The 25,902-nt window shown below is 39.8% G+C and carries 21 protein-coding genes and 1 pseudogene; 10 read left to right on the top strand and 12 right to left on the bottom strand.

Annotated elements, in window-relative coordinates:
- Positions 1-16: 16 nt before the first annotated feature.
- From ABS766_RS07545 to ABS766_RS07560, 4 genes are all read right to left on the bottom strand, one after another.
- A complete protein-coding gene (locus ABS766_RS07545; RefSeq protein ID WP_408084520.1) occupies positions 17-781 on the bottom strand; it encodes an SDR family NAD(P)-dependent oxidoreductase in 765 nt (254 codons plus the stop codon).
- A gap of 96 nt (positions 782-877) precedes the next feature.
- Complete coding sequence (locus ABS766_RS07550) at positions 878-2,518, bottom strand: UxaA family hydrolase (protein ID WP_408084521.1); 1,641 nt, start codon at positions 2,516-2,518, stop codon at positions 878-880.
- Between the two features lie 13 nt (positions 2,519-2,531).
- Positions 2,532-3,839, bottom strand: coding sequence for an L-fucose:H+ symporter permease (fucP, locus tag ABS766_RS07555; RefSeq protein ID WP_408084522.1), 1,308 nt, complete (start codon positions 3,837-3,839; stop codon positions 2,532-2,534).
- A gap of 152 nt (positions 3,840-3,991) precedes the next feature.
- Positions 3,992-4,843: an AraC family transcriptional regulator gene (locus ABS766_RS07560; RefSeq protein WP_408084523.1), complete on the bottom strand. Its 852-nt coding sequence runs from the start codon at positions 4,841-4,843 to the stop codon at positions 3,992-3,994.
- 174 nt (positions 4,844-5,017) lie between these two features.
- Here ABS766_RS07560 and ABS766_RS07565 point away from each other — a divergent pair, with 174 nt between their 5' ends.
- From ABS766_RS07565 to ABS766_RS07595, 7 genes and pseudogenes are all read left to right on the top strand, one after another.
- Positions 5,018-6,682, top strand: a complete 1,665-nt coding sequence (locus tag ABS766_RS07565) for an alpha-L-fucosidase (protein ID WP_408084524.1) — start codon at positions 5,018-5,020, stop codon at positions 6,680-6,682.
- Positions 6,683-6,708: 26 nt separating this feature from the next.
- Complete coding sequence (locus tag ABS766_RS07570) at positions 6,709-7,722, top strand: zinc-binding alcohol dehydrogenase family protein (RefSeq protein ID WP_408084525.1); 1,014 nt, start codon at positions 6,709-6,711, stop codon at positions 7,720-7,722.
- A gap of 15 nt (positions 7,723-7,737) precedes the next feature.
- On the top strand, positions 7,738-8,538 hold the full coding sequence (locus ABS766_RS07575; RefSeq protein WP_408084526.1) for an SDR family oxidoreductase: 801 nt from the start codon (positions 7,738-7,740) through the stop codon (positions 8,536-8,538).
- Positions 8,539-8,540: 2 nt separating this feature from the next.
- On the top strand, positions 8,541-9,377 hold the full coding sequence (locus tag ABS766_RS07580; protein WP_408084527.1) for an amidohydrolase family protein: 837 nt from the start codon (positions 8,541-8,543) through the stop codon (positions 9,375-9,377).
- 121 nt (positions 9,378-9,498) lie between these two features.
- Complete coding sequence (locus ABS766_RS07585) at positions 9,499-9,831, top strand: L-rhamnose mutarotase (protein ID WP_408084528.1); 333 nt, start codon at positions 9,499-9,501, stop codon at positions 9,829-9,831.
- Positions 9,832-9,862: 31 nt separating this feature from the next.
- Positions 9,863-11,803, top strand: a complete 1,941-nt coding sequence (locus tag ABS766_RS07590) for a glycoside hydrolase family 97 protein (RefSeq protein WP_408084529.1) — start codon at positions 9,863-9,865, stop codon at positions 11,801-11,803.
- Positions 11,804-11,948: 145 nt separating this feature from the next.
- Positions 11,949-12,059 (top strand): annotated as a pseudogene (locus ABS766_RS07595) (hypothetical protein); the annotation flags it as partial.
- Between the two features lie 277 nt (positions 12,060-12,336).
- Here the strand turns inward: ABS766_RS07595 and ABS766_RS07600 are convergent.
- From ABS766_RS07600 to tgt, 7 genes are all read right to left on the bottom strand, one after another.
- On the bottom strand, positions 12,337-13,746 hold the full coding sequence (locus tag ABS766_RS07600; protein WP_408084530.1) for a serine hydrolase domain-containing protein: 1,410 nt from the start codon (positions 13,744-13,746) through the stop codon (positions 12,337-12,339).
- Positions 13,747-13,978: 232 nt separating this feature from the next.
- Positions 13,979-15,241: an asparagine synthetase B gene (locus ABS766_RS07605; protein WP_408084531.1), complete on the bottom strand. Its 1,263-nt coding sequence runs from the start codon at positions 15,239-15,241 to the stop codon at positions 13,979-13,981.
- A gap of 221 nt (positions 15,242-15,462) precedes the next feature.
- Positions 15,463-17,007 carry a replicative DNA helicase gene (gene dnaB / locus ABS766_RS07610; RefSeq protein ID WP_408084532.1) on the bottom strand — a complete coding sequence of 515 codons (1,545 nt, stop codon included), beginning with the start codon at positions 17,005-17,007 and terminating at the stop codon, positions 15,463-15,465.
- 152 nt (positions 17,008-17,159) lie between these two features.
- Positions 17,160-18,113, bottom strand: coding sequence for an acetyl-CoA carboxylase carboxyltransferase subunit alpha (locus ABS766_RS07615; protein WP_408084533.1), 954 nt, complete (start codon positions 18,111-18,113; stop codon positions 17,160-17,162).
- A gap of 73 nt (positions 18,114-18,186) precedes the next feature.
- Positions 18,187-19,128, bottom strand: a complete 942-nt coding sequence (locus ABS766_RS07620) for a DMT family transporter (protein ID WP_408084534.1) — start codon at positions 19,126-19,128, stop codon at positions 18,187-18,189.
- A complete protein-coding gene (locus ABS766_RS07625) occupies positions 19,115-20,191 on the bottom strand; it encodes an LptF/LptG family permease (protein WP_408084535.1) in 1,077 nt (358 codons plus the stop codon). Before ABS766_RS07625 ends, ABS766_RS07620 begins: the two co-directional genes overlap by 14 nt.
- A gap of 80 nt (positions 20,192-20,271) precedes the next feature.
- Positions 20,272-21,402, bottom strand: coding sequence for a tRNA guanosine(34) transglycosylase Tgt (tgt, locus tag ABS766_RS07630; RefSeq protein ID WP_408084536.1), 1,131 nt, complete (start codon positions 21,400-21,402; stop codon positions 20,272-20,274).
- A 113-nt stretch (positions 21,403-21,515) separates the two neighbouring features.
- Between tgt and ABS766_RS07635 the strand changes: the two genes are divergently transcribed.
- The gene (locus tag ABS766_RS07635; RefSeq protein ID WP_408084537.1) at positions 21,516-22,643 is read left to right on the top strand and encodes a DUF6438 domain-containing protein; all 1,128 of its coding nucleotides are present in this window, start codon (positions 21,516-21,518) and stop codon (positions 22,641-22,643) included.
- A 262-nt stretch (positions 22,644-22,905) separates the two neighbouring features.
- Here the strand turns inward: ABS766_RS07635 and ABS766_RS07640 are convergent, their stop codons facing one another.
- Complete coding sequence (locus ABS766_RS07640) at positions 22,906-23,538, bottom strand: outer membrane beta-barrel protein (RefSeq protein ID WP_408084538.1); 633 nt, start codon at positions 23,536-23,538, stop codon at positions 22,906-22,908.
- A gap of 412 nt (positions 23,539-23,950) precedes the next feature.
- Here ABS766_RS07640 and ABS766_RS07645 point away from each other — a divergent pair, with 412 nt between their 5' ends.
- Both ABS766_RS07645 and ABS766_RS07650 read left to right on the top strand, forming a co-directional pair.
- Positions 23,951-24,799, top strand: coding sequence for a transketolase (locus ABS766_RS07645; protein ID WP_408084539.1), 849 nt, complete (start codon positions 23,951-23,953; stop codon positions 24,797-24,799).
- 114 nt (positions 24,800-24,913) lie between these two features.
- Positions 24,914-25,867, top strand: a complete 954-nt coding sequence (locus ABS766_RS07650) for a transketolase family protein (protein WP_408084540.1) — start codon at positions 24,914-24,916, stop codon at positions 25,865-25,867.
- The last annotated feature ends 35 nt before the right edge of the window (positions 25,868-25,902 follow it).

Raw genomic sequence — 25,902 nt, forward strand, 5'->3', positions numbered from 1 at the left:
ATGAATAATATATTTGTTAGTTGTTAAGGGTTGTAAATCCACCGTCGATAGGATAATCAACGCCAGTGATAAAGCGTGCCTCATCACTGCATAGATAGAGCACTAATGACGCTATCTCTTCCGGCTGAGCCATACGGCCTATAGGTTGTGTCTTGGAAAGTTTATCGAACATTTCATTAACATTTTCCGGATAATTTTTCTGTAAAAAGCCATCTACAAATGGGGTATGTACTCTTGCCGGGGAAATGGAATTGCAGCGGATATTCTCTGTAATATAGTCCTTAGCTACGCTCATGGTCATAGCTTTAACCGCACCTTTAGTGGTACTATAAGCAAACCTGTCCGGTATACCTACCAGGGCCGCAATAGATGCCATATTAATAATAACTCCGCCACCGGCCAGCCTCAATCGTGGAATAGCAGCAAACAGGCAGTTATATACACCTTTTACATTTATGCGCATTACCCTGTCGAAATCATCCTCTGATGTGGTGTCTGCCCTTCCTATATGCGCAATACCTGCATTATTAACCAAGATATCAATAGGGCCGATTCCCTTAAAGGTTTTCACAACCGTTTGCTGGTCAGACACATCACAAATATGCGACACAGCCTTACCTTTGTTCTCAAGAATTTCAGAAACTGTTTCTTCGGCCTCTTGCCTGCTTATTTCTAAAACGTGCACATGGGCGCCCTGTTTAGCCAATAGTACCGCAATGGCCCTGCCAATACCGCTGCCGGCTCCGGTTACTACCGCCGTTTTATTTTGTAATGAAAACATTATAGGTATTTATTTGTTTAGTCAACACCGCACTGAAGTTTGACTATAAATGTTTGATTTACAAATAATTAAAACATATCGATACTTTAAAGTTACTTAAAGGCTTACCCCGCGTTTCCAGGGGATAAAGTCGTCTTGGTTTAATTGTACCGCTTTTGGAATTTCTTCGCCACTGGCTACTTTAATACAATACTCCAATATCTCTTCGCCCATCTCGGTTATACTTTTTTCGCCGCGTATAATTGCACCGGTATCTATATCAATAATATCCCGCATGCGGCTAGCTAGGTTAGAATTAGTAGCCACTTTGATAGTAGGGCAAACCGGGTTACCTGTAGGGGTACCAAGCCCTGTTGTAAAAAGGATAAGCGTAGCGCCGGATCCCGCCTGCCCTGTAGTTGCCTCCACATCGTTGCCAGGGGTACATACAAGGCTGAGGCCGGGTTTTGTAGCCGGCTCAGTATAATCCAGTACATCAACAACAGGCGATGAGCCTGCTTTTTTAGCAGCACCTGCCGATTTTATGGCATCGGTTATCAGCCCGTCTTTAATATTACCGGGCGATGGGTTCATAAAAAAACCGGAACCTACGCTATGCGCCTGAGTATCATAGCTGGTCATTAACTGTATGAATTTTTCTGCCGTAGGTTTATCTACTGCCCTGTCAATTATATCCTGCTCAACACCACACAGTTCAGGAAACTCGGCTAATAATACCTTAGCCCCAAGTCCCACCAGTAAATCAGAGCAATGCCCTACAGCCGGGTTTGCAGAGATACCGCTAAAACCATCAGAGCCGCCACATTTAACACCTATAGTAAGTTTATCCAGCGTAGCAGGTTCACGCTCCTGCCGGTTGGCTTCTACAAGGCATTTAAACGTTTCGTGTATGGCATGCTTTATCATAAACTCTTCACATACCGCTGTTTGTTGCTCAAATTGCAATAAAGGTTTATCAAAACCGGGGTTACGGGCCAAAATATCCTGTTTAAATTCAGGGAGCTGTATATGCTGGCAGCCGAGGCTGAGTAACGTAACGCCTGCCACATTAGGATGGTCGGCATAAGCAGCCAACAGCCTGCTGAGTACCCGGGAGTCTTGCCGGGTACCTCCACAGCCCCCGGTATGATTTAAAAACTTTATACCGTCAATATTTTTGAAAAGGCGCTTTTCTTTAGGATATGCATTCGGTTCAAAAGATATCTCATTAATATCCTGCCCTTCTTCGTAGGCTTTTACCAACTCATGGGTGAAAAACTTATACTTATGGTCAACAGCATAGCCCAAGGCAGCATATAAAGACTCTTTAATAATGTCAAGATTACGGTTTTCGCAAAAGACAGTAGGTATAAACAGCCAATAGTTTGCAGTACCTACTGTACCGTTTGTACGGTGGTAACCATTAAATGTCCTTGCTTTATAAAGGCTTACATCAGGGGCTTCCCACCTGTAAGCAACTTCCCGGTAGGCAAAGGGTTCAGCGGCATGTTTGGTATTTTCTACGCTCATGCGCATACCCTGCTTAACATTACACTGCACTTTGCCCACAAGCACCCCATACATTATAATTGCTTCAGCGGTTTTCATATCCTGCATAAAGAACTTATGTTTGGCGGGTATTGATTCTAAGATACGGTAGCTTATACCTTCATACATTACCTGTGAGCCAGAGGCAAGGTCCTGCAGGGCAACAAGTACATTATCTTTATCGTTTATTTTTAAAACCAGAGGATTCATTTCAATTTTTCATTTATAGGTCTCTTAGCGCAATCACAGGTTCTGTAATTACAGGTTTCCATTTTTTATATCCAAAAACAAATACTACAAAAAAGCATATAAACGGCACAATGTACCCATAGTGTATACTACCGGATATATCTGAAATATAGCCCAGGCCCAATGGTAAAATAGCCCCGCCAACTATTGACATAACAATAAGAGATGAGCCAAGTTTTGTATCTTTTCCCAAATCGGTAATACCCATTGAAAATATAGTAGGAAACATAATTGACATAAAAAATGCAATGCCAATAAGGGCATAAACAATAAGCATGCCATGGGCAAAAATAGTAACTGTACTTAATACCATATTTATAAGGGCATAAAGCATCAAAAGACGGTTAGGTGCTATATACTTCATCAAAAAAGTACCCGCAAACCGCCCCAGCATAAAGGCTAGGCCGGCTGCCCCGGCATACCAGCTTGCCTGCTGTTCACTAATTTCTGCCGATACTGTTGCAAAGCGTATAAAAAAGCTGAGTACACAAACCTGTGCGCCAACATAAAAAAATTGTGCTACTATTGCCCAGGATAAGTGGCTGTGCCGTAAAGCGTGCCGTATGTTTGAGGTTTCTATTTCTTCTTTGTTTTCTGTTATATCGGGTAATTTTGTAAAGATAAAAACAATGGCTACAATGATTATCACAATTCCTAACACCATGTAAGGGCCTTTAACGCTACTGGCTTCTTCCAGCAAATAGGTTTCCCTTTCAACAGGCAACATACCTTCCAGTTGAATATCTGTATAATTTTTTCCTGAAAATATAAACTTACCGCCAATAACCGGGGCAAGAAAAGCAGCCAGCCCATTAAACGATTGCGAAAAATTTAAACGCTGCGTTGCCGTTTCCGGATTGCCTAATATGGTTACGTAGGGATTTGCCGCAGTTTCAAGAAAAGTAAGTCCGCAAGCTATGATAAACAGTGCCCCTAAAAAGAATATATACTGCCGGGTATCTGCTGCGGGAAGAAATAAAAGCGAACCAGTGGCAAAAAGCGCCAGCCCTAATACAATTCCATTCTTATAGCCGTACTTCCTCATAAAGTAACCGGCGGGCAGCGCCATAACAAAATAGGCAATAAATACCGAAAAATCTACAAAGGCTGTTTCCAGGTCTGTTAACCGGAATGATTTTTTTAAATGTGGAATCAGAACCGGATCCAGATTATGTACAAAGCCCCAAAAGAAAAACAAACTTGTAACTAAAATCAACGGTAAAAGATAGTTCCTTCTTTCTTTTACCGGCTTATCAGTATTACTATCAGGTATAGGGCTCATAAATTAACAGGTTATGACGGGGGTGATAATATTATTAATATCAAACAGAACTTAATGCCTCTTATGGGCTAAAACCAAAACTATAAAATGCGGAGAGATATAAAATGCGGAAAATTATCCATTAATTAAGTAAAAGTAACCTTCCGGGTATCCTATGTATAAGACCGTTGGTATTTCAAAGGGGTCTGCCCCGTAATGTCTTTAAAGCATTTATGAAAGCTTGAAAAATTCAGGAACCCACTTTCAAAACAAACCTCCTTTACACTCATCCTGTTCTCAATAAGCAGCTTGCACGCATTGCCTATCCTTATCTCATTTAAAAAAACAGAATAAGTTTTCCCTGTCCTTAATTTAAAAAACTTGCAGAAAGAAGTCCTGCTCATCTTCGCTATTTTTGCAATTGTTTCAAGGCTTATCTGTTCCTTATAGTTTTTAAGGGTATAATTATAAATGCTTTGAATCCTGTCGCGTTCTGATTCCTGAAAATTAGCTTTAAATCCTAACGATACCAAGCGCCTGGAATGCAAACATTTACCTATTTCAACAAGCACTTCTATGAGGCCTAGCAATTTTCTTGTACCCTGGCTTTCTATAATTTTTATAATGGTCTCTTTTAAATAAGTGTTTGTGCTTTCCTCTATCTGAATACCTCGTTTAGACTCTTCTATAACTCGTGCAAGCTCAGCATTTTCAGGTATATTAAGAAAATCCTTTCCCCAAAAATCTTTATTAAAGTGTACTACATATACTTCAATAGGACTGTCTTTAAATTCTTCGCTATATTGCCAGTAGTGCGGCAGGTTGCTCCCAATTAATACAATATCCCCATCTTTAAAACTGCTGATATTGTCGCCTACAAATTGTGTCCCGCTTCCTTTTTTAAAGTAAATAAGTTCAAGTTCATCATGGTAGTGCCACCAGTTATTAACATCGGGCTTAATTTCCCGTTTGGCAAAAAACGACCTTGTAGAATCAGTAGATTTGGCGATATAATAAGGTTTCAACGATAACGATTTTTTAAGTAAATATACACCTTTTATCAAATAATAAACCCAATTAGGATAATATTCCGCAATGATTGGATAACAATATTAATTTTTGACTGACAAAATTGATATTATTTTGTAGAGCTATGGTTATATTAAGGCTGTAGTTAGGAGCCCATAATAAATTAAGACATGCAAAGAAGAAGTTTACTAAAAGGCGGGGCTGCATTCCTCTCTGCTTTATTATTAGAAAAAGGCTATGCTGGCCCGTTAATAGACCTTAACCTTTTTGATACAGCATATGAACCAATAGCTAAAGGGCCATTTGAACCTACATGGGAATCTTTGCAAGGCTATGAAGTGCCGGAGTGGTACAAAAACGCAAAGTTTGGCATGTGGGCACACTGGGGGCCACAGTGCCAGCCTGAAGCCGGAGACTGGTATGCCCGGAACATGTATATGGAAGGCAACTGGCAGTATGAGTATCATATTAAAAAATACGGCCACCCCTCTAAATTTGGCTTTAAAGATGTTATTAATGAGTGGAAAGCCGAAAAATGGAATCCGGATGAACTGGTTACACTGTATAAAAACGCAGGTGCCCAGTATTTTATGGCATTGGCAAACCACCATGATAACCTTGACCTTTATGATAGTAAGCACCAAAAAAACTGGAATTCAACTAAAACAGGCCCAAAAAAAGATATTATTGATGGCTGGGCAAAAGCAGCTAAAAAAAACGGGCTGCCTTTTGGCGTTAGTGTCCACGCTGCACATACCTGGAGCTGGTTTGAAACGGCACAACGCTCCGACAAAAAAGGACCTTATGCGGGTATTCCCTACGATGGTAAACTAACTACGAAAGACGGTAAGGGGAAATGGTGGGAAGGGCTGGATCCACAGGAATTGTATGCCCAAAACCATGCATTGAGCGAAAAAAGCCTTGATAACGGCATGATACACAGGCAATGGAACTGGGGCAATGGGGTTACGCCGCCTACAAAAGAGTACTGCGAAAAATTTTATAACAGAACTATAGACCTCATAAACAAATACAATCCTGATCTTATTTATTTTGATGATACTGCCCTGCCTTTATGGCCCGTAAGCGATGCAGGGCTACGTATAGCAGCTCACATGTATAATAAGAGCATTAAGGATAATGGAAAATTAACAGCAGTAATTACCGGCAAAATACTGGACGAAAACCAGCGCAAGGCAATGGTTTGGGATATTGAGCGGGGACAAAGTAATGCTATTGAACCCCTTACCTGGCAAACAGATACCTGCATAGGGCAATGGCATTATGATAGGGGTATTTATGACCGTAAAGAGTACAAAACAGCGCAAACTGTTATACATACCCTTATAGATGTGGTAAGTAAAAACGGTAACCTTATGCTGAATATTCCGGTGCGCGGTGATGGGTCTATTGATGAGCTGGAGCGTAAAGTAGTTGAAGATATTGGTGTTTGGATGCGTGCCAACAGTGAAAGCATTTACGGAAGCCGCCCATGGAAAATATTTGGTGAAGGCCCTGCACAGGAAGGTGCTGCCGAACTAACCGCACAAGGGTTTAATGAGGGAAAAGGAAAACCATTTACCGATAAAGATATACGTTTTGTTATAAAAGAAAACAACCTGTTTGCTACAGTAATGAGTTGGCCGCTAACAGGGCAGGTAGTGATAAAGAGCCTGCGTTCAGGCAGCCCATACCATACATCTGAAATTAATGCAGTAACATTTGTTTCCACAAAAGAACCTTTGAAATTTGAACAGACCGATGAAGGCCTAAAGGTATATTTTCCAGACAAACAGCCTGCGGCATCTTATGCCAACCCTTTAAAAATTAGTTAACCCGGTTTAAAAGAAACATAACATTTATGAAATATATTGTTTGTGAAAAACCACACGAATTTTTGCTGAAACAAAAGCCTATGCCGCAACAAAAACCGGGTGAATCATTATTGAAGATAAAAAAAATAGGGGTATGTGGTACTGATATACATGCTTTTGGTGGCAACCAGCCTTATTTTAATTACCCCAGGATTTTAGGCCATGAACTCGCTGCCGAATATATTGAAGGGAAAGCCCCCGGGTTTACAACCGGGGACAAAGTAACGTTTATACCCTACTTTCACTGCGGCAAGTGTATAGCATGCCGCAATGGGCTGACTAATTGTTGTGTAAACATGCAGGTGTTTGGTGTACATATTGACGGTGGCATGGCAGAATACGTTTCTATAAAAGATGAGTTTTTACTCCACGGAGAAGGACTCGACTATGAGGAACTTGCCCTGGTTGAGCCACTGGCCATAGCGGCACACGCAGTCCGCAGGGCATGCGTTACAAAAAAGGATACCGTTTTAGTTATGGGAGCCGGCCCTATAGGGCTCGGCCTTATCCAGTTTGCCCAGCTCGCCGGTGCAGAAGTAATTATTATGGATATAAATGAGTACCGCCTTAATTTTTGCCAAGAAACATTACGTATAAGCCATAGTATTAATCCACTGAAAGAGGAGGTAGCCGATAGTTTATCAACCTTTACAAATGGAGATATGCCCACTGTAGTTTTTGATGCTACTGGCAATCAAAATGTTATGAACTCTGCCTTTAATTATATTGCGCATGGGGGGCGGTTTGTATTGGTGGGGCTTCAAAAAGGGGAGCTGGCCTTTAGCCATCCTGACTTTCATAAACGCGAATCGACATTAATGAGCAGCCGAAATGCTACAAAGCAAGATTTTGATTATGTGTTGCAAACCCTTAGGTCCGGAAAAATAGAGCCTAAAAAATATATTACACACAGGGGAGCGTTTAATGACACCATAGATAATTTTAAGAATTGGATTAATCCTGAAAATAATGCCATAAAAATAATTATCGACGTAGATTAGAAAAAAAGAATTATTATGGATTTAGGCTTAAAAAATAAAGTGGTTGTTGTATCCGGCGGTGCAGGAAAAGAAGGCAGCATAGGTGTGACTATTATAAAAATGCTTGCTGATGAAGGAGCCATCCCTGTGATTATAGACCGTAACGAAAGGGGAAATGTATATGTTAACCAATTTAAAGACAAAGGTATTGATTCGCTTTTTTGTCAAACCGATGTAACAGACCCCACGCAAATGCAATCGGCTGTTTCTAAAATTGCACAGAAATACGGGCGTATAGATGTTATAATAAACAATGTGGGTGTAAATGATGGCGTGGGTTTAAGCGCTACTTATGAAGCGTTTATGGCATCACTCAAACTCAATTTAGCAAGTTATTTCCTCCTGGCTAAATTTGCCCTCCCCTATTTAAAAAAATCTAAAGGCAATATACTCAATATTGGCTCTAAAGTAGCGCTTACAGGCCAGGGAGCTACATCAGGCTATGCTGCTGCAAAGGGAGGGGTTTTAGCACTTACCAGGGAATGGGCAGTAGCATTAATAGAATACGGCATAAGGAGCAACGCGATAATTATTGCAGAAAGTTTTACCCCGGCCTATGATGAGTGGCTCAAAACACTTCCTGATGGCGGTGCCGCTTTAGCAAAAATAAATAAAAGCATACCGTTTGAAGCGCGCATGACAAAACCGGAGGAGATTGGCAATACTGTATTATTCCTTATTTCAGACCGTTCTTCGCATACCACAGGGCAATTTGTATTTGTAGATGGCGGTTATGTACACTTAGACAGGGCACTAATTAATGATATAAACGTATAAAAATGCAGCAACGCATAGATTCACACCAGCATTTCTGGAAGTATAATCCAACAACGCACGACTGGATTGATGAAACAATGCACAAGATAAAAAGAGATTTTATGCCCGAAGATTTACAGCCTCTTTTAAAAGAAAACAGTTTCTCCGGATGTGTAGCGGTACAAGCCGACCAGACTGAGGAGGAAACAAAATTTCTGCTTAGCCTTGCAAACAGCAATAGTTTTATAAAAGGGGTAGTAGGCTGGGTAAACCTGCTCGACAAAAATGTAGCCGACCGGCTCCGTTTTTTTTCAACAGAAAAAAAACTCAAAGGTTTCAGGCATGTAGTACAGGGTGAGCCTGATGGGTTTATGCTGGGTAATGACTTTAAAAACGGAATTAAGACGCTTACAAAGTTTGGTTATACGTATGATATATTAATTTATCATCACCAGCTGCCTGATGCCATAACACTTGCAAACCTTTTTCCAAATCAGCCTTTTGTTATTGACCATATAGCTAAACCAAACCTTAAAACCGGAAATATAAAAAAGTGGAAAGAAGATATTAAAGAATTAGCCCGGGCAGAAAATGTGATGTGTAAAGTTTCTGGTATGGTTACAGAGGCACATTGGGATACATGGACCATAGATGATTTCACGCCCTGTCTGGACGTAGTATTTGAAAATTTTACACCTGACAGGATAATGTTCGGGTCAGACTGGCCGGTTTGCAACGTGGCTGCAAGTTATACAACGGTAGTGCGTACTTTAGAAAATTATATATCCGCACTAACACCATCTGAACAGGAACGCATCTGGTTTGGCAATGCAAAAAAATTTTATAATCTTGAAATGTAAGGATATATAGTTGCTACAAGGGATGAGGCACTTTGGAGATTAATTATAAAAGTTGAAGGGCTTGAAGAAAAGACTTATGGCTCAACTGCCTTGAATACAAAATGTAAAAAACTGACAAAATATGAAAAAATATTGTCTGGCACTGGATCTGGTTGATGACAAACAACTAATAGCTGAATACGAGGAGTATCACAAACAAGTATGGCCGGAAATAAAAGTAAGTATAATTAACTCTGGTATTACCCAAATGGAAATTTACCGTACCGGTAACCGCCTGTTTATGATAATGGAAACGGAAGAAACATTTTCATTTAAGGAAAAAACCAGGGCAGATGCCGCCAATCCCAAAGTACAGGAATGGGAAAATCTTATGTGGAATTATCAGCAGGCCCTGCCCGGCGCAAAACCGGGTGAAAAATGGATTATTATGAATAAGATATTCACATTACAATAAAACTTCCAATTAAATTAAAAACTACAGTATAATGATCAGATTAAAGATTTTGTTTTTATTTATATGCTGTACCCTTTTGCCGCAATTGCTGCATTCACAACAAACAGTGTTGGTATCGCCTAATAAAAAAATTAGTGTAGCCCTTTATAACACTAACCAAAACCAGCTAACAGGAGATTGGTACCTTGCAATATCCTATACTGACAGCAGCCGTAGTACAGTGGTCATCCCCCGGATAGATTTGGGGCTGGTTACAAAAACACAGGATTTTTCTAAACGTCTTACCTACATAAAACACGGCAAAACATTGCCCGTAAATGAAAGTTATACAATGTTACACGGCAAGCGCTCGGCCTGTAGTAATAGTGGCAATGAGCAGGTCATTTTTTTAAAAAACAATAATAACGTAAGGCTGAATATAATTGTAAGGGCGTATAACGACGGGGTTGTGTTCCGCTATGAGTTGCCAGAAAAAAAGGGGCAGGCAATTGTTGAGGACGAGTTAACAGCTTACACTATACCGGCAGATAACAAACGGTGGCTGGAAAAATGGAACCCTGCAAATGAGGGGCTGTACACCACGATGGACAACAAAAGTATGCAACAGGGTGAATGGTGCTACCCTGCCCTTTTTAGCGCTGCAAATAAATCGTGCTGGTTTTTGCTGCATGAAGCAGACCTTAACAGAAATTATTGCGGTTCAAAACTAAGCAACGCCGCCGAACCATCTAAATATAAAATTACCTTCCCTAACCCTGCCGATGCACGCGGCACAGGAAATTCGCAACCTACCGTTACCCTGCCTTTTAGATCTCCCTGGAGGGCGGTTATAATCGGCTCGTTGAAGGATATTGTTGCCTCTACTTTAATAGATGATGTATCGGCCCCCAGCACACTTAAAAATACCGACTGGATTAAGCCCGGGCTGGTATCATGGAACTACTGGTCCAACAACCACGGCACTAAAGATTATAAAACAGTTATAAAATTTGCAGACCTGGCTGCCGAGATGGGATGGCCTTATACCCTATTGGACTGGGAATGGGATGCTATGGCAAACGGGGGCAACCTTGAAGATGCAACACGCTATATTTTATCAAAAGGCGTTAAACCTCTAATCTGGTATAATTCGGGTGGTAACCATACCTGGGTTCCGGCTACGCCTAAAGACCGTATGCTTACCCACCAAAACCGTGTTGAAGAATTTACAAAGCTCAAAAAAATGGGGGTTGCAGGTGTTAAGATTGATTTCTTTGAGAGTGAAAAACAGGATATGATACAATATTATATCGATATTTTAGAAGATGCCGCCCAATACGAGATGATGGTTTACTTTCATGGCTCTCTGGTACCCAGGGGATGGTCGCGCACCTACCCTCATTTTATGACAAGTGAAGCGGTAAGGGGTGCGGAATGGTATAATAATGTACCTGATTTTACCATGGCGGCCCCGGAACATAACACCATATTGCCTTTTACGCGAAATGTTATAGGCCCAATGGATTATACTCCGGTTACGTTTACAAATTCCCAATACCCGCACGTTACCTCTTATGGTCACGAGCTGGCATTAAGTGTGGTTTTTGAATCGGGCCTACAGCATATGGCCGACAGGCCAGAGGGGTATCTGGATTTGCCTGCTGCCGCCAGAAGATTCCTTATGGAAGTACCAGTAGCCTGGGATGAAACTAGGCTTATAGACGGCTATCCGGGTAAAGAGATAATAATTGCCCGGCGAAAGGGAGAAAAATGGTATATTGGCGGCATTAGTAGTGAGCAAAAAGAAAAAAGCAAGACTCTAAAACTTGATTTTCTAAAAGATAACATTACTTACAAGCTTACCCTTATTGCCGATGGAGAACACGATAAAGATTTTAAAACAACATATACGGTAGTAGATAAATCGTCAACTTTAAATGTAAAATTACTTAGGCGTGGTGGTTTTGTAGCATGTATAACACCTGTAGAATAATATTATTTACTTATGAAAAGATTGTTTAATGTAATGCTTGCTTTATGGCACAACTAAGTCTTATTTCGGCAGATAATAAGTTTTTATTTGGCTTAGGCAGTTTCAGGACGGAAATTATAATCTTTGTAATATAAGCCGTAAACTAATACAGGGTGTAACTAAGTTTGATGAAACACATTACCTAAAACGGGAACATTTTGTAAAAGATGCTGACGGAAGTTTTGAACTAAATGAAGATGAAGGCGATAATTATAACTATGAAAAAGGAGAGTATACAATCATCCCATTTAAATGGGATTATAAAAAAGAATACACTTACCATTAAAGACAGGCAGGGGATTATACAGGCGCTTTGAGGGACAGAACCTTTACTATAGTGTTTGTAGATACTCAAAACGGTTATGGGGCTGCCGAAAACGAATCCGGAAAAAAGTGTCCTATCGAGGTAAAGAATTTGTGATAGATAACAAATAATATAAAGAAGCCTTACAATCATTAAACAAAGAATCATTGCTTAAAATATCTAAGGTATTCTATGATTTATTTCTTCTGGTTCCCTGCCCTATTAAAGAACCATATTCCAGCATTTCAAGTTTAATGTCCCCATTATCAAGTTTGCTAAATCTCAAAACACCGTTTCTGCCACCCTGCCTTATTGCAAAGAATTCGTTTTTAGCATATGGAAAAAACCTCATATCCCACTGTGCAACATTGCTGTTATAGATAAGGTGTTTGTCTTTGTAAGTTATAATATGCTCGTTACCTTCCTCATCAGCATATGTGCCTGTAAACTGTATAAAAATTGGTTCCTCTATATCTATCTTCTTTTCATACTCCATAGTAAGGGGCCGCCCATCCAGTATTTCGAAAACATTTGTAACTGCGTTAGCACCCTGATTAAAATTTTCCAGTATAATTATAGTCCTGTCTTTTATACTATCATGATAGATTAAAGTGCTGTAGCCATCCCAACTGCCTGTATGCCCAAATGCCATTTTATTTTCACTTTTTCGCAGATCAAGCCCAAAACCATAAGGTATTGGGCTACCCGCTGTTGTTTGCGTAATTTCGGTCATTTCTTCAAATTCCCTTTGTGAAAGCAGTGTATTAGAGTGTAAAGCCAGTATCCATTTATAAATATCTTCGGCGCAAGAGTTTACCTTTGCCGCTCCTTCAACACCATCCAGATAATAAACTCTTTGTTCATTATATTCAGGATTTTCCATGGTAACTTTAGTAAATGAATTGTAAGCCCATACATAACCTATGGCGTAATTCTCAATTTTCTTTGCTTTTTTTCGCCTGTTATATACAAATGTATTATTCATACCTAAAGGCTTAAAAATGTTGTCGGCAAGATACTCTCCATACTTTTTACCTGATACTCTTTCAATGATTGAAGCAAGCAATACATAATTTGTGTTACTGTACCTATGCGCTGTTTTGGGTTTAAATTCTAAAGTATCTTTTCGTGATGAATAAAATGTAATGACATCGTCATTTGAAGCTATTTTTTGAGGATCCCAATTATTATCCATGCTAAATATAAAGTCCGGTATACCACTGGTATGCCTCAATAAATCATATATGGTTACATCTTCCCAAAACTTTAGTTCAGGTATATATTTAGAAAGTTTATCAGTATAATTAACCTTTCCCTCCCTTTTGAGTAATACTATAGCCGCTCCCGTAAATTGTTTTGAGCATGAGGCAAGCTCAAATATTGTTTTTCCATTGATACGGCTTTTTGTTTCTTCATTGGCAAAACCATAGCCTTTATTAAAAATAATCTTTCCTCTTTCTGCAATGAATACTTCTCCATTAAACTGATTTTGTCCATGCAGTAAAGTAAATATACTATCAAGCTGGATGAAAGATTTAGTTTGCGAAAAGCAACTACTACATAATAAAGTAACTGCCAATAATAGTTTTAACTGTTTCATGATGATATTTGATTAATATTTCAAATATAACTATTTTTTTAGTTCAAAAACTAATTAAGCAGTTTATCAACTAAAAAAATAGTTAAAAATATCTGTAATGAAACTTTAACTGATAAAATCCTGATTCACAATAAAGCTACATCAGGAGATTATTACTAATGCCGAATTTAGTATTCAACAATAAGTAGCTGCTGAATAAGAATTGGATAAAAACTAACTGGTATATAACTTACTATGTTTTTAACTTCTTCTTTCTGGCTGCGGGGAACAATACATTATTTAAAATTAGCCGGTAACCGGGAGAGTTTGGGTGCAGGTCTAAAACCGTAGGGGCATCACCCACCCTGTGCTGGTAATCTTCAGGGTCATGCCCCCCGTAAAAAGTAAACATACCCTTGCCTTTGGTGCCATGTATGTAGCGTGCTTCGCCATTTTGTTTATTTTCGCCCATTACCAGTATGTTAGATTTTACAAGGTTGCCCCTAAACGCTGTAGTTTGCCCCATAAAACCTTTAACCAGCTGGGTGTGGTTTTGGCACAGCATAGTGGGTATTGGATCCCACTTGGCAGAATATTCCATAAGGGTAAAATAATCTACATCGGGTAAAATTTTACGGTCGTTAGTGGTATCAATATCAGAAAATTCATATTGCATAGGGTTGCGTTCCAGTATAAAATCTTTAAAGGCAAAAGTACTATTATAGTCAATTTTTGACTGGTAATTTGGGCTACTTGGGTCGCCGTCAAACATGGGCTCGCATATATCAACCCCTTCGGCAGAAAGGGCTATATCAAAACTATCAGTAGCCGAGCACATGGCAAACATAAAGCCTCCCCCAATTACAAAATCACGTATTTTAAGGGCTACTGCCAGCTTTTCATCTGATACTTTATTATATCCCAGGCTGGCCGCGAGCTCTTCGGCTTCTTTTTTTTGTTCTATATACCAGGGGGCATTGCGGTATGCCCCGAAAAACTTTCCATATTGCCCGGTAAAATCTTCATGGTGCAGGTGCAGCCAGTCATACAACAGCAGGCCGTCATTCAGTACTTCGGTATCATAAATGGTGGTATAAGGTATCTCTGCATAGGTAAGTACCAGGGTTACAGCATCATCCCACGGTTGTTTGCCTGTAGGGGTGTATACGGCTATTTTAGGCGCTTTTTCCAATACTACGTTTTCCATATTCTGGCTCGGGCTGCTTATTTCGTCAAGAATGCTATTTGCTTCGCCATCGCTCAGTATTTCAAAGCTTACCCCGCGTATCTGGCATTCGCGCCTTATTTCTTCAGCATCGGGCAACAAAAAAGAGCCTCCACGGTAATTAAGCAGCCAGTTGGCTTTATACTGCTTATCAAGCGCCCAATAGGTAATGCCATAGGCTTTTAAATGGTTTTGCTGGCCGGTTTCATCCATTGGCAGTAAAATCATACTGGCTTTTGCCGCTGTCACAAAAAGGAAAACAAAAAATATAGTGAGTTTTTTAGGTAACATTGTAAACAGAATTTATGTAAATATACTAAACTAACGATATAATTATAACGCTTAGTACGTTTTAACAGCCATAAAAAAAGCGCACCATATTTTGATGCGCTTTGCTTGTTATTACTTTTCAGACCCTATAAGTTCGGGATCGGTTACCACAATTTGTTTAATCAATTCAGTAATTTCTACTATAGGCTGGTTATGCTGTTTACTCATATTTTATATATTATTTAGAACGGAACATCATCATCGTTGTTTCCGGAGTTAGTATTCATATTACTGCCAAAGGCATCATTGGCCGATGGCAAACTTCTTGTAAAATCGGCATTGCTGTTCATGCTCGACGGAAGCTCATCAAAAGGTGAACTGAAATCGTCCAGGTTATCAAATTTACCCAGGTTGCCCACAAATTTAAGGCGTATGTTATCCAGGCCACCGTTACGGTGCTTGGCTACAATAAACTCTGCCTGGCCCTGTGTTGGCGATTGCTCTTCGTCATCCCACTCCTCAATTTTATAGTATTCAGGACGGTAAATGAATGATACAATATCGGCATCCTGCTCAATAGCACCTGATTCCCTAAGGTCAGAAAGTAACGGGCGTTTGCTGCTGCCACGGGTTTCTACCGCACGCGATAACTGTGACAGGGCTATAACCGGCACCTCAAGCTCTTTGGCAAGCGCTTTAAGGTTACGCGAAATGGTTGAGATTTCCTGCTCACGGTTACCCCCGTTTTTACCGTTACCCCCGGCAGTCATTAGCTGAAGGTAATCGATAATGATAAGTTTTATGCCAAACTGAGACGAAAGCCTCCTGGCCTTAGCCCGTAAATCAAAAATTGAAAGCGATGGGGTATCATCAATATAAATAGGCGCTTTTTCAAGGTCACGCACCTTTATACTAAGTTGTTCCCATTCATGCTTTTCAAGTTTACCAGTACGCAGTTTTTCTGACGACAATCCGGTTTCGCTTGATATTAAACGGGTAATAAGCTGCACTGATGACATTTCCAGCGAAAATACAGCAACCGGATGGTTAAAATCTATAGCGATGTTACGTGCCATAGAAAGTACAAAGGCGGTTTTACCCATACCTGGCCTTGCCGCAATAATTATAAGGTCGCTGGGCTGCCAGCCGCTGGTAAGCTTATCCAGGTCATGAAAACCTGTGGCAATACCACTAAGGCCTTCTTTCCCGGCAATTTCCTCAATGCGTTTTTTAGCCTGTATTACAAGGCTCTGAGCCGTTTCAGAACTCCGTTTAATGTTACCCTGTGTTACTTCATACAGGCGGGATTCTGCCTTATCCAGCAAGTCAAACACATCGGTAGTTTCATCATAGCATTCTTCTATGAGTTCACTTGATATTTTAATCAGGCTGCGCTGAATAAATTTTTGAAGGATGATGCGTGAGTGAAACTCAATATGTGCTGAAGATGATATTTTTTGTGTAAGCTGAATGAGGTAAAAATCGCCTCCTGAGAGTTCCAGTTTTGCATTTTTTTTAAGCTGGGCCGAAACGGTTAATAAGTCAATAGGCTGAGTATCATTAAACAGCTGTACAATGGCCTCAAAAATATTTTTATGGGCATCTTTATAAAAGGCATCGGGTTGCAGGATATCTATCACCTCATCCACTCCTTTTTTATCAATCATCATCGCACCCAACACAGCCTCCTCAAGATCAAGTGCTTGCGGTGGAAGTTTTCCTTTCTCTAAATTGATAATAGTTGCTTTGTCAACCCTTACCGGGTTCATACTCCTGATATTTTCCATAGTGCTAATGTACCTATTTTTGCGAACGTAATGTTAACTAATTGTTAAGTAAGCCTGTTTATAATTATGTTAATAAAACAGCCAAAGGTGTTGAAAACCCAAAAAAAATCCGAAGCTGTAAGGCTTCGGAGAGATTCTTCAGTTTCGGCACCTTATTCCTTAAATTCGCCCATTCTACTGTACTTATCCATCCTTTTCGCTACAAGCTCTTCTGTTGATAAGTCTTTTAACTGATTATATGCTTTAAGTACAAATTCTTCAACATTTTTATACGTTGTTTCCCTGTCATAATGTGCGCCGCCAAGCGGCTCGGGAATAATATCGTCTATCAGTTTTTGCTTTTTCATGTCAAAACTGGTAAGTTTCAACGCTTCGGCTGCCTGCTCTTTATACTCCCAGCTACGCCATAATATAGAGGAACAGGATTCTGGCGATATTACAGAGTACCAGGTGTTTTCGAGCATATACACTTTATCGCCCACGCCAATACCTAATGCTCCCCCAGAAGCGCCTTCACCTATTATAACGGTAATTATTGGAGTTTTAAGGCGTGTCATTTCAAAAATATTGCGGGCAATGGCTTCTCCCTGTCCACGCTCTTCGGCCTCAAGCCCAGGATATGCCCCGGGGGTATCAATAAGCGTAACAACCGGTATGCCAAATTTCTCGGCCATTTTCATAAGCCTGAGTGCTTTTCTGTACCCTTCGGGGTTTGCCATACCAAAATTGCGGTATTGCCTTGTTTTGGTATTATAACCTTTTTGCTGACCTATAATCATAAAACTCTGGTCGCCAATTTTTGCAAGGCCGCCCACCATAGCTTTATCATCTTTAAAAGCACGGTCGCCAAAAAGTTCTAACCAGGTGCTGCCACCCAATGCCTGTATATAATCCATAGTATACGGGCGGCTGGGATGCCTGCTTAGCTGTACCCTTTGCCAGGCCGTAAGGTTTTTGTATATACTCTTTTTAGTTTCCTGTAATTTTTTCTCAATTTGCTTGCACGTATTGCTAACATCAACATCAGACTCCTGTCCTATAATTGTGCATTTGTCCAATTGCTCTTCAAGCTCCTTAATCGGCAATTCAAAATCAAGGTATTCCATAAGGCAGATTTTTATAGTAATTGAAGCTGCAAAGATAAACGTTTAGCTGAAGATTAAAACAAAACCTTGCTAATTACTTTTTAAAACGTATGTTATTTTTTAATATTCCATTGATTATCACAGTACATAAAATAACAAAAGCGCCAATGTAAAATGATGGCCCCATAGCCTCACTATCTTTAAAAACAAAGAGGGCAATGGCTATACCGTAAACCGGTTCCAGGTTTATGGTAAGCATCATGGTATACGGGCTTATAAACTTCATCACTTTTACGGCGGCTATCTGGGCGTAGGCAGTACAGGCAGAACCTAACAGGAACAGCCACATGATATCTGACCACCGCAGGGCAAAGAAACTTTTTGAGAAGCTGCCGTTAAAAAACAGGTAAACCGAAATAAAAAATACACCGCCCGCCAGTTCATAAAACGTTATGGCTACCGGATTGTAGAGTTTGGCAAGCCTGCCATTTATTATAGCAAAAAATGCAGAAAGCGCACAGGATATCAATGCTATAATTACCCCAAGCACTATATTTGGCTTATGCCCAGAAGGATCTTCTGCAAACAAAGGGGTGTCATCGCCAAAAATAAGCTGCCTGCCGTATAAAATGGTACCCAGCGCCAAGGCTACTATTAAGCCCAAAACCAGTTCATAACCAATAACTTTACGTCCATAAAAGACCGACTCAAACAGGGAGGCAAAAAATGCCCCGCACGAAAGGCAGGCAAGCGTAACGGATACATTAGACACTTTTATGGCCAAAAAGAAGGTAAACCAATGCAGGGCAATAACAAGCCCTGACAGTATGAAGCTTATGAGTGTTTTGGTGTTGTACTTTAATGATATGTGCCTGATTTTTGCGTAGCCAAATACCAGCAGTACTGCAATAAGCATGCGGTACCACACCAGGGGTAATGCCTCCAGTGTAATGAGTTTGCCCAATACAGCGGTAAAGCCCCATATGAAGACTATAAAATGTAGTTGCAGATAATTTTTTTGCCTATCGCCTGGCATTGCGTAATAGTACTATTGCCAGTATACCAAACGTAATATTGGGTATCCATACGGCAATAAGGGGTGACATGTCTGACTTTGAGGCAAGTGTACCAAAAACTTTATCAAAAAAGATGAAGATAAATGCTAGTGCAATACCCAACGCTAGGTTGATGCCCATACCGCCACGGCGTTTCATGGCTGATACTGCTACTGCAATAACTGTTAGTATAAAGGCAGATACGGGTAAGCTGTACTTTTTATATTTTACAACGAGATACGCACTTATATTGCCCGACCCTCTTTTTTTTTCGCTTTCTATAAAGCGGTTTAACTGGCCAAGGGTCATGGTTTCTGCGGCATACACCGCCGGGGTAAGATCATCAGGTTCAAAATTAAATTTAAATTTCTTGGTGTTTTCTGAAATCAGTTCGTCATTCAACTCCCCTATTATACGTTTATTATAGCCGGAAAGTGTATAAGTACTGTCTTCCTTATTGTATTTTATGGTATTGGCGGTTATTTTGTATAACAGCTTATTACCTTTAGTTTTTTCAAGGTTAAAGTTATACCCCATTTGCGATGCATAACTAAAACTGCTTACATAAATGGTCTCGCTGTCGCTAATCTGCTTGTATACATCGGTAGTCTGGCGTATTTCTTTACTGTTACTCAGGTAGGTGTAACGAAAATCGTTAAAACCCTTGCTGGCTTTAGGCACAAAATAAAAGCCCATAGCTAGCGCCAGCAATGATATAAAGGTAGCTCCTATAATATACGGGCGTAAAAACCGGAAGAACGAAATACCGGAACTTAGTATGGCTATAATTTCGGTATTATTGGCGAGTTTACTGGTAAACCATATAACCGAAAGAAACAGGAATATAGGAAATAACAGGTTGGCAAAATAGATAGTAAAATCAACATAATATTGTGCCACCTTACTAAAGGCTACATCATTTTCCAGTATCCTGTTGATTTTTTCCGATACGTCTATCACAATCCCAATGGGGATAAACATAAATAGCATTACAAAAAAAGTAGCTAAGTAACGCTTTAGTATGTACCAGTCTATTATTTTCATTTCTATTTGGTTGTTGGTTGTCAGTTTCTTGTTGCCGGTAGCTTCAAACAACCAACAAACTATAACCGGCAACTATAAATTTAAAGCCTCTGGCTCATATTTTTTACCATCATTTCTTTCCACTGGCGAAAATCGCCTTCTATAATATGCTTACGTGCCTCGCGCACCAGCCACATATAGAACCCTAAATTGTGTATGGTGGCAATTTGCTTGCCCAAATACTCATTAGCGGCAAACAGGTGGCGCAGATAAGCCTTGGTGTACTCGGTATCAACAAAAGTAATACCCATTTCGTCTATCGGGCTAAAATCATCTTCCCATTTTTTATTTTTTATGTTTATGGTGCCATTTGCCGTAAACAGCATACCGTTACGCGCATTACGGGTTGGCATCACACAGTCAAACATATCAATACCCAGGGCAATGTTCTCTAAAATATTTATGGGCGTACCCACCCCCATTAAATAACGGGGTTTATCTTCGGGCAGTATGTTGCACACTACATCGGTCATGGCATACATTTCCTCAGCGGGTTCACCAACTGAAAGCCCCCCTATGGCGTTGCCCACCGCACCGGCATTGGCAATATATTCGGATGACTCCTGCCTTAAATCGGTATAGGTACTGCCCTGCACTATAGGAAAAAATGCCTGAGTGTAACCATACTTGTATGGCACTTTATCAAGGTGTGCAATACAGCGGTCCAGCCAGCGGTGCGTCATGTGCATAGAGCGCTTGGCGTATCGGTAATCGCACGGGTAAGGAGTGCATTCATCAAACGCCATAATAATATCAGCGCCAATGGTACGCTGTATCTCCATTACACTTTCAGGAGAAAAAAAGTGGTATGAGCCGTCTATGTGGCTTTTAAACTTTACCCCTTCCTCTTTTATCTTACGGTTTGCCGAAAGCGAATATACCTGGTAGCCGCCGCTATCGGTAAGTATGGGGCGGTCCCAGTTCATAAACTTGTGCAGGCCGCCTGCCTTCTCTAAGATATCAAGCTGCGGACGCAAATATAAATGATAGGTGTTGCCCAGTATAATATCGGGGTTAATATCGTCTTTCAGTTCGCGCTGGTGCACGCCCTTAACGGTGCCCGCAGTACCCACCGGCATAAATATGGGGGTTTGTATTGTGCCGTGGTCGGTTGTTATTTCTCCGGCACGGGCTTTAGTTTGCGGGTCTTTGGTAATCAGGTCAAATTTCATCACACTCTTTTACAGCCTGCAAAGATACATTTTAGATTTGAGATGTAAAGAAGTCATAAAGTCAAAAGTAGTAAAGTCTTAAAGTGTATATTTGAAGTACCAAACCAACTGATATGAAACCGTATATAATAATCATCCCTTTTTTACTTCTATTTGTATCATGCAATAAAAAAAGCAACCATTTTGCTAAAGAAATTATTGGTGACTGGAAGTTTGAAGCAAAGGCATTTAATGAACAATATTATAAAAAAAATAAACTCCCCGCTCCACCTCTGATTGGGGCATTAGGATACTCTTTTTATGAAGATGGAACATACGAATGTAAAAACAGGAAGTATTATGTTCCTGCAGAAAAAAACAATGAATACGGTGATTGGGCATATTATTCAGGTAAATCAAAATATTTAATTGAAGATGACAGCCTTAAGCTTCAAAACCCCATAAATAAAAAATGGGAATGCTATAAATTAACAGATATTTCATCAGATACACTGGCTATAAAATTTGGAGATAATTTAGACAAGAAATTTTCCCGTGTTAATTATACTAAAACCGATGAAAGTAATATTGACCAGATTATAATCTCATCATCGGGCTGTTACGGAACTTGCCCTATAGAAGCATTAAGTATTGATTCAAAAGGAAATGTGTTATATATGGGAACTGAATATTCTGTAAAAGAGGGCTTTTATTCCGCCCAGATTTCGGTAGATAAGTTCTATAACATTTTGACCGGATTTGAAAAAGCAGCTTTCGAAAATCTTGATGACCATTATTATGCAGACCATACAGATGATGAAACAATAGACATTACATTTATAAAAAACAATACTATAATAAAAACCATAGAAGATTATGGTCAAGCTGCACCCTCAGAATTCATTTGGGCTTACTTACCATTAAGGCATCTTATTGAGGAATTAAAGTATAAAAATAAAACTGTGCAGTTTGAGAACTTCCCAGTTGGTCAGATATATTTTAGAAAAGATAAAACAGAAGGGAAAATTACTAAATCGGAAATGTTTTTGTTGTTCACAGAAATACAGAAAGCTAAAATAACAGATACATTTTTTGATAAAAAATTTTCTTTGAAAATTTTCTTTGATAGCCACATACAAGCTATTTATACAGATGGACGTTACTTTTCATTACCTGACAATGGTGATAAAGCACTTGACCTAGGATATAATTTTTTTGAAAGGAACAATTTAGAGAATCGGCTTGAGCATGTAAAAGAATAAAGGGCATTAAAACATGTACTTATGATTGATACGTATCATCTTGAATTACCTTAATGAACAAACTGATAACAGAGGCAATAAATAAATGCAATATAGCCGGCCACACTAGTCAAACAATATACTGAATCCTAATCAAATACATTTGCAAACAGCATTAAAATAAAATCTATAAAAAAACAGAAGTAACTATGTAGCTACTTCTGCCTAAAAAAATATTTTATATTTATTAATCCTGTAGTCACTATTGTATGACTAGTGAAAATCAAAATTTGTAAATAAGTCCGAAATTAATATTACTAAAATCTATACCAATATCAAATGAATCAGTGGATTCTGCACCATCAAAATCAGGCTTTACCGAATTATAATTTACAAGGGCGATATTAGCTTCTAAAGCAAAATGATTACTTATCCAGTAATTAAATCCGGGTGCAAGTCCAATGCCAAAGCCATTAGAATTATAATTTATAGTTTGAGGAAACATTGGGTCATAATTATATGTTGACTGTTGCTCTACTTTGGCATGAACATAAGCAACGTTTAGTTCAGCAAAAAAATTGAATTTATTAGATGGATTTACATAATAGCGGCCAAAAACACCCGCTGATATAACATCATCAGTTGATACAATGTTACTATAGCTTAGATAACTATTTTCAGAGTTTGTGTACCCGAATGCCACTCCTAAAGCAATATTATTTGTTACAAAATAGCCTACAGCAGGTGCGGCAGTAAATGTATGCGACTTAACATCGTCTGTTTTCTGGCTAGAATAACTTAATGTCCCCGAAAAGAAAACATCCCCTTTAGAAAATCCATTAGAGTCTGTGTCATCCTGTGCCTGAGCAAAGCCAAAAGCCAATAATGCTGATAGCGAAAAAAGAATTTTTTTCATGTTTGGTTTATTTATTGATAATTAAGTTAAAATTCATTTTGTATAGTACAGATTTACAACTTTAAACATTATTAATAAATTTCCATTTCATTTATCTGTAACAGTGTATTGCCAATAATTGTAGCTTATATTGTTTGCAAAATTATATTTAATAACATGCTAAAAAGTCCGATAATATTACGGAATAGTTAACAGCGGCAAATTACCCTCATTTATACCAAAAACTATGCCGTGCGAGCGGATTTAAAGAAAACGGTATGACACTGTAAATAAATATAATGGCTAAATAATATTTTTTGTGTACCATAAACACTTACAAAATAAAGTCTTTAGCTGCCTTTTCCTTAACATTTCATTTGCCCCTGATTAAAATTCAGCCTATTTTTGCCGCGTCTAATTCAATCATTTGCAAATGAAACCTACAATACAACAACTTAACGACTTAACCTTTCAGGTAAGACGCGACATCCTGCGTATGGTACATGCTGTAAACAGCGGCCACCCGGGCGGATCGCTTGGCTGTACCGAATTTATGGTAGCGCTTTACCAGGTACTTATGGAGCGCAAAGAGGGATGGGATATGGATGGTAAAGATGAAGATATCTTCTTCCTTTCTAACGGGCATATCTCTCCTGTTTTTTATAGTGTACTGGCTCGCAGCGGATATTTTCCTGTAAGTGAGCTGGCTACCTTCCGCCTGCTGAACTCAAGGCTACAGGGACATCCAACCACACATGAAGGCCTGCCAGGCGTACGGATTGCTTCAGGCTCACTGGGCCAGGGGCTTAGCGTAGCCATTGGTGCCGCACAAACTAAAAAACTTAACGGCGATAACCATTTGGTATACACCCTGCATGGTGATGGCGAACTACAGGAAGGCCAGAACTGGGAAGCTATCATGTATGCTGCAGCTTACAAAGTAGATAACCTCATTGCCACAGTAGACCTTAACGGCAAGCAAATAGACGGCCCTACTGACGAGGTATTGCCTATGGGAAGCCTTAGCGCTAAATTTTTAGCTTTTGGCTGGGATGTTGTAGAAATACTGTTAGGAAACAATATAGAAGCTGTTATTGCTGGCATGCAGGAAGCCAAGGCCAAAACCGGGCAGGGACGCCCTGTAGTAGTACTGTTGCATACAGAAATGGGCAACGGTGTAGACTATATGATGCACACCCACGCATGGCACGGTAAAGCGCCTAATGATGAGCAGCTTGCAAAAGCAATTGAGCAAAACGTAAGTACACTGGGCGATTATTAATTTATAGATATGAGATTTTAGTATAGAGATTTCAGATAATAAATGAGAGACAATAGAATCTGCTCAATATTCATATCTAAATACTAAAATCTAATTACTCAATTCTGAAATAAAATGAAAAAATATACAAATACAGGAAATAAAGATACCCGTTCAGGATTTGGCGCCGGCCTTACAGAACTTGGGCAGACTAACCCTAATGTGGTAGCCTTGTGTGCTGACCTTATTGGTTCGCTTAAAATGGATGATTTTAAAAAGAACCACCCGGAGCGTTTCTTTCAGGTAGGTATTGCCGAAGCTAACATGATTGGTATGGCAGCCGGTATGACTATTGGGGGCCGTATACCGTTTACCGGTACATTTGCCAACTTTTCTACCGGAAGGGTGTACGACCAGATTCGCCAGAGTGTTGCGTATTCTGATAAAAATGTGAAGATATGTGCCTCTCACGCCGGGCTTACACTGGGTGAAGATGGCGCTACGCACCAGATACTGGAAGATATAGGCCTTATGAAAATGCTGCCGGGTATGACGGTTATTAATACCTGTGATTATAACCAGACAAAAGCAGCTACTATTGCTATTGCCGATCACCATGGCCCGGTATACCTGCGTTTTGGCCGCCCAAGCGTGGCTAACTTTACGCCTGAAAACGGTGAGTTTGTTATTGGCAAGGCAGTAATGCTTAACGAGGGTACCGATGTTACCATAGTGGCTACCGGCCATCTGGTTTGGGAAGCCCTGTTGGCTGCTGAAGCGCTGGAAGCAAAAGGTATATCAGCAGAGGTAATTAACATACACACTATTAAGCCGCTGGATGATGAAGCTATATTAAAATCGGTTGGTAAAACAAGTTGTGTGGTTACTGCCGAAGAACACAATATACTTGGTGGGCTTGGTGAGAGCGTTGCCCGTGTGCTATCGCTTAAAAACCCTGTGCCACAGGAGTTTGTAGCGGTAAACGACAGCTTTGGAGAAAGCGGCACCCCTGCCCAGCTTATGGATAAATACGGCCTGAATAGCGATGCAATTATAGCGGCAGCCGAAAAAGCCATTAGCAGGAAATAAGAAATAATTATTCCTTATATTTAAAATCCCAATCG

The sequence above is a fragment of the Flavobacterium rhizosphaerae genome (genome assembly GCF_046000445.1).
Taxonomy (GTDB): Bacteria; Bacteroidota; Bacteroidia; order Flavobacteriales; family Flavobacteriaceae; genus Flavobacterium; species Flavobacterium rhizosphaerae.

What these genes read in the sequence shown, in the direction of transcription:
- ABS766_RS07545 (WP_408084520.1), bottom strand. Translation starts at nt 781, where the DNA reads ATGTTTTCATTACAAAATAAAACGGCGGTAGTAACCGGAGCCGGCAGC.
- ABS766_RS07550 (WP_408084521.1), bottom strand. Translation starts at nt 2,518, where the DNA reads ATGAATCCTCTGGTTTTAAAAATAAACGATAAAGATAATGTACTTGTT.
- fucP (WP_408084522.1), bottom strand. Translation starts at nt 3,839, where the DNA reads ATGAGCCCTATACCTGATAGTAATACTGATAAGCCGGTAAAAGAAAGA.
- ABS766_RS07565 (WP_408084524.1), top strand. Translation starts at nt 5,018, where the DNA reads ATGCAAAGAAGAAGTTTACTAAAAGGCGGGGCTGCATTCCTCTCTGCT.
- ABS766_RS07570 (WP_408084525.1), top strand. Translation starts at nt 6,709, where the DNA reads ATGAAATATATTGTTTGTGAAAAACCACACGAATTTTTGCTGAAACAA.
- ABS766_RS07575 (WP_408084526.1), top strand. Translation starts at nt 7,738, where the DNA reads ATGGATTTAGGCTTAAAAAATAAAGTGGTTGTTGTATCCGGCGGTGCA.
- ABS766_RS07580 (WP_408084527.1), top strand. Translation starts at nt 8,541, where the DNA reads ATGCAGCAACGCATAGATTCACACCAGCATTTCTGGAAGTATAATCCA.
- ABS766_RS07585 (WP_408084528.1), top strand. Translation starts at nt 9,499, where the DNA reads ATGAAAAAATATTGTCTGGCACTGGATCTGGTTGATGACAAACAACTA.
- ABS766_RS07590 (WP_408084529.1), top strand. Translation starts at nt 9,863, where the DNA reads ATGATCAGATTAAAGATTTTGTTTTTATTTATATGCTGTACCCTTTTG.
- ABS766_RS07600 (WP_408084530.1), bottom strand. Translation starts at nt 13,746, where the DNA reads ATGAAACAGTTAAAACTATTATTGGCAGTTACTTTATTATGTAGTAGT.
- ABS766_RS07605 (WP_408084531.1), bottom strand. Translation starts at nt 15,241, where the DNA reads ATGTTACCTAAAAAACTCACTATATTTTTTGTTTTCCTTTTTGTGACA.
- dnaB (WP_408084532.1), bottom strand. Translation starts at nt 17,007, where the DNA reads ATGGAAAATATCAGGAGTATGAACCCGGTAAGGGTTGACAAAGCAACT.
- ABS766_RS07615 (WP_408084533.1), bottom strand. Translation starts at nt 18,113, where the DNA reads ATGGAATACCTTGATTTTGAATTGCCGATTAAGGAGCTTGAAGAGCAA.
- ABS766_RS07620 (WP_408084534.1), bottom strand. Translation starts at nt 19,128, where the DNA reads ATGCCAGGCGATAGGCAAAAAAATTATCTGCAACTACATTTTATAGTC.
- ABS766_RS07625 (WP_408084535.1), bottom strand. Translation starts at nt 20,191, where the DNA reads ATGAAAATAATAGACTGGTACATACTAAAGCGTTACTTAGCTACTTTT.
- tgt (WP_408084536.1), bottom strand. Translation starts at nt 21,402, where the DNA reads ATGAAATTTGACCTGATTACCAAAGACCCGCAAACTAAAGCCCGTGCC.
- ABS766_RS07635 (WP_408084537.1), top strand. Translation starts at nt 21,516, where the DNA reads ATGAAACCGTATATAATAATCATCCCTTTTTTACTTCTATTTGTATCA.
- ABS766_RS07640 (WP_408084538.1), bottom strand. Translation starts at nt 23,538, where the DNA reads ATGAAAAAAATTCTTTTTTCGCTATCAGCATTATTGGCTTTTGGCTTT.
- ABS766_RS07645 (WP_408084539.1), top strand. Translation starts at nt 23,951, where the DNA reads ATGAAACCTACAATACAACAACTTAACGACTTAACCTTTCAGGTAAGA.
- ABS766_RS07650 (WP_408084540.1), top strand. Translation starts at nt 24,914, where the DNA reads ATGAAAAAATATACAAATACAGGAAATAAAGATACCCGTTCAGGATTT.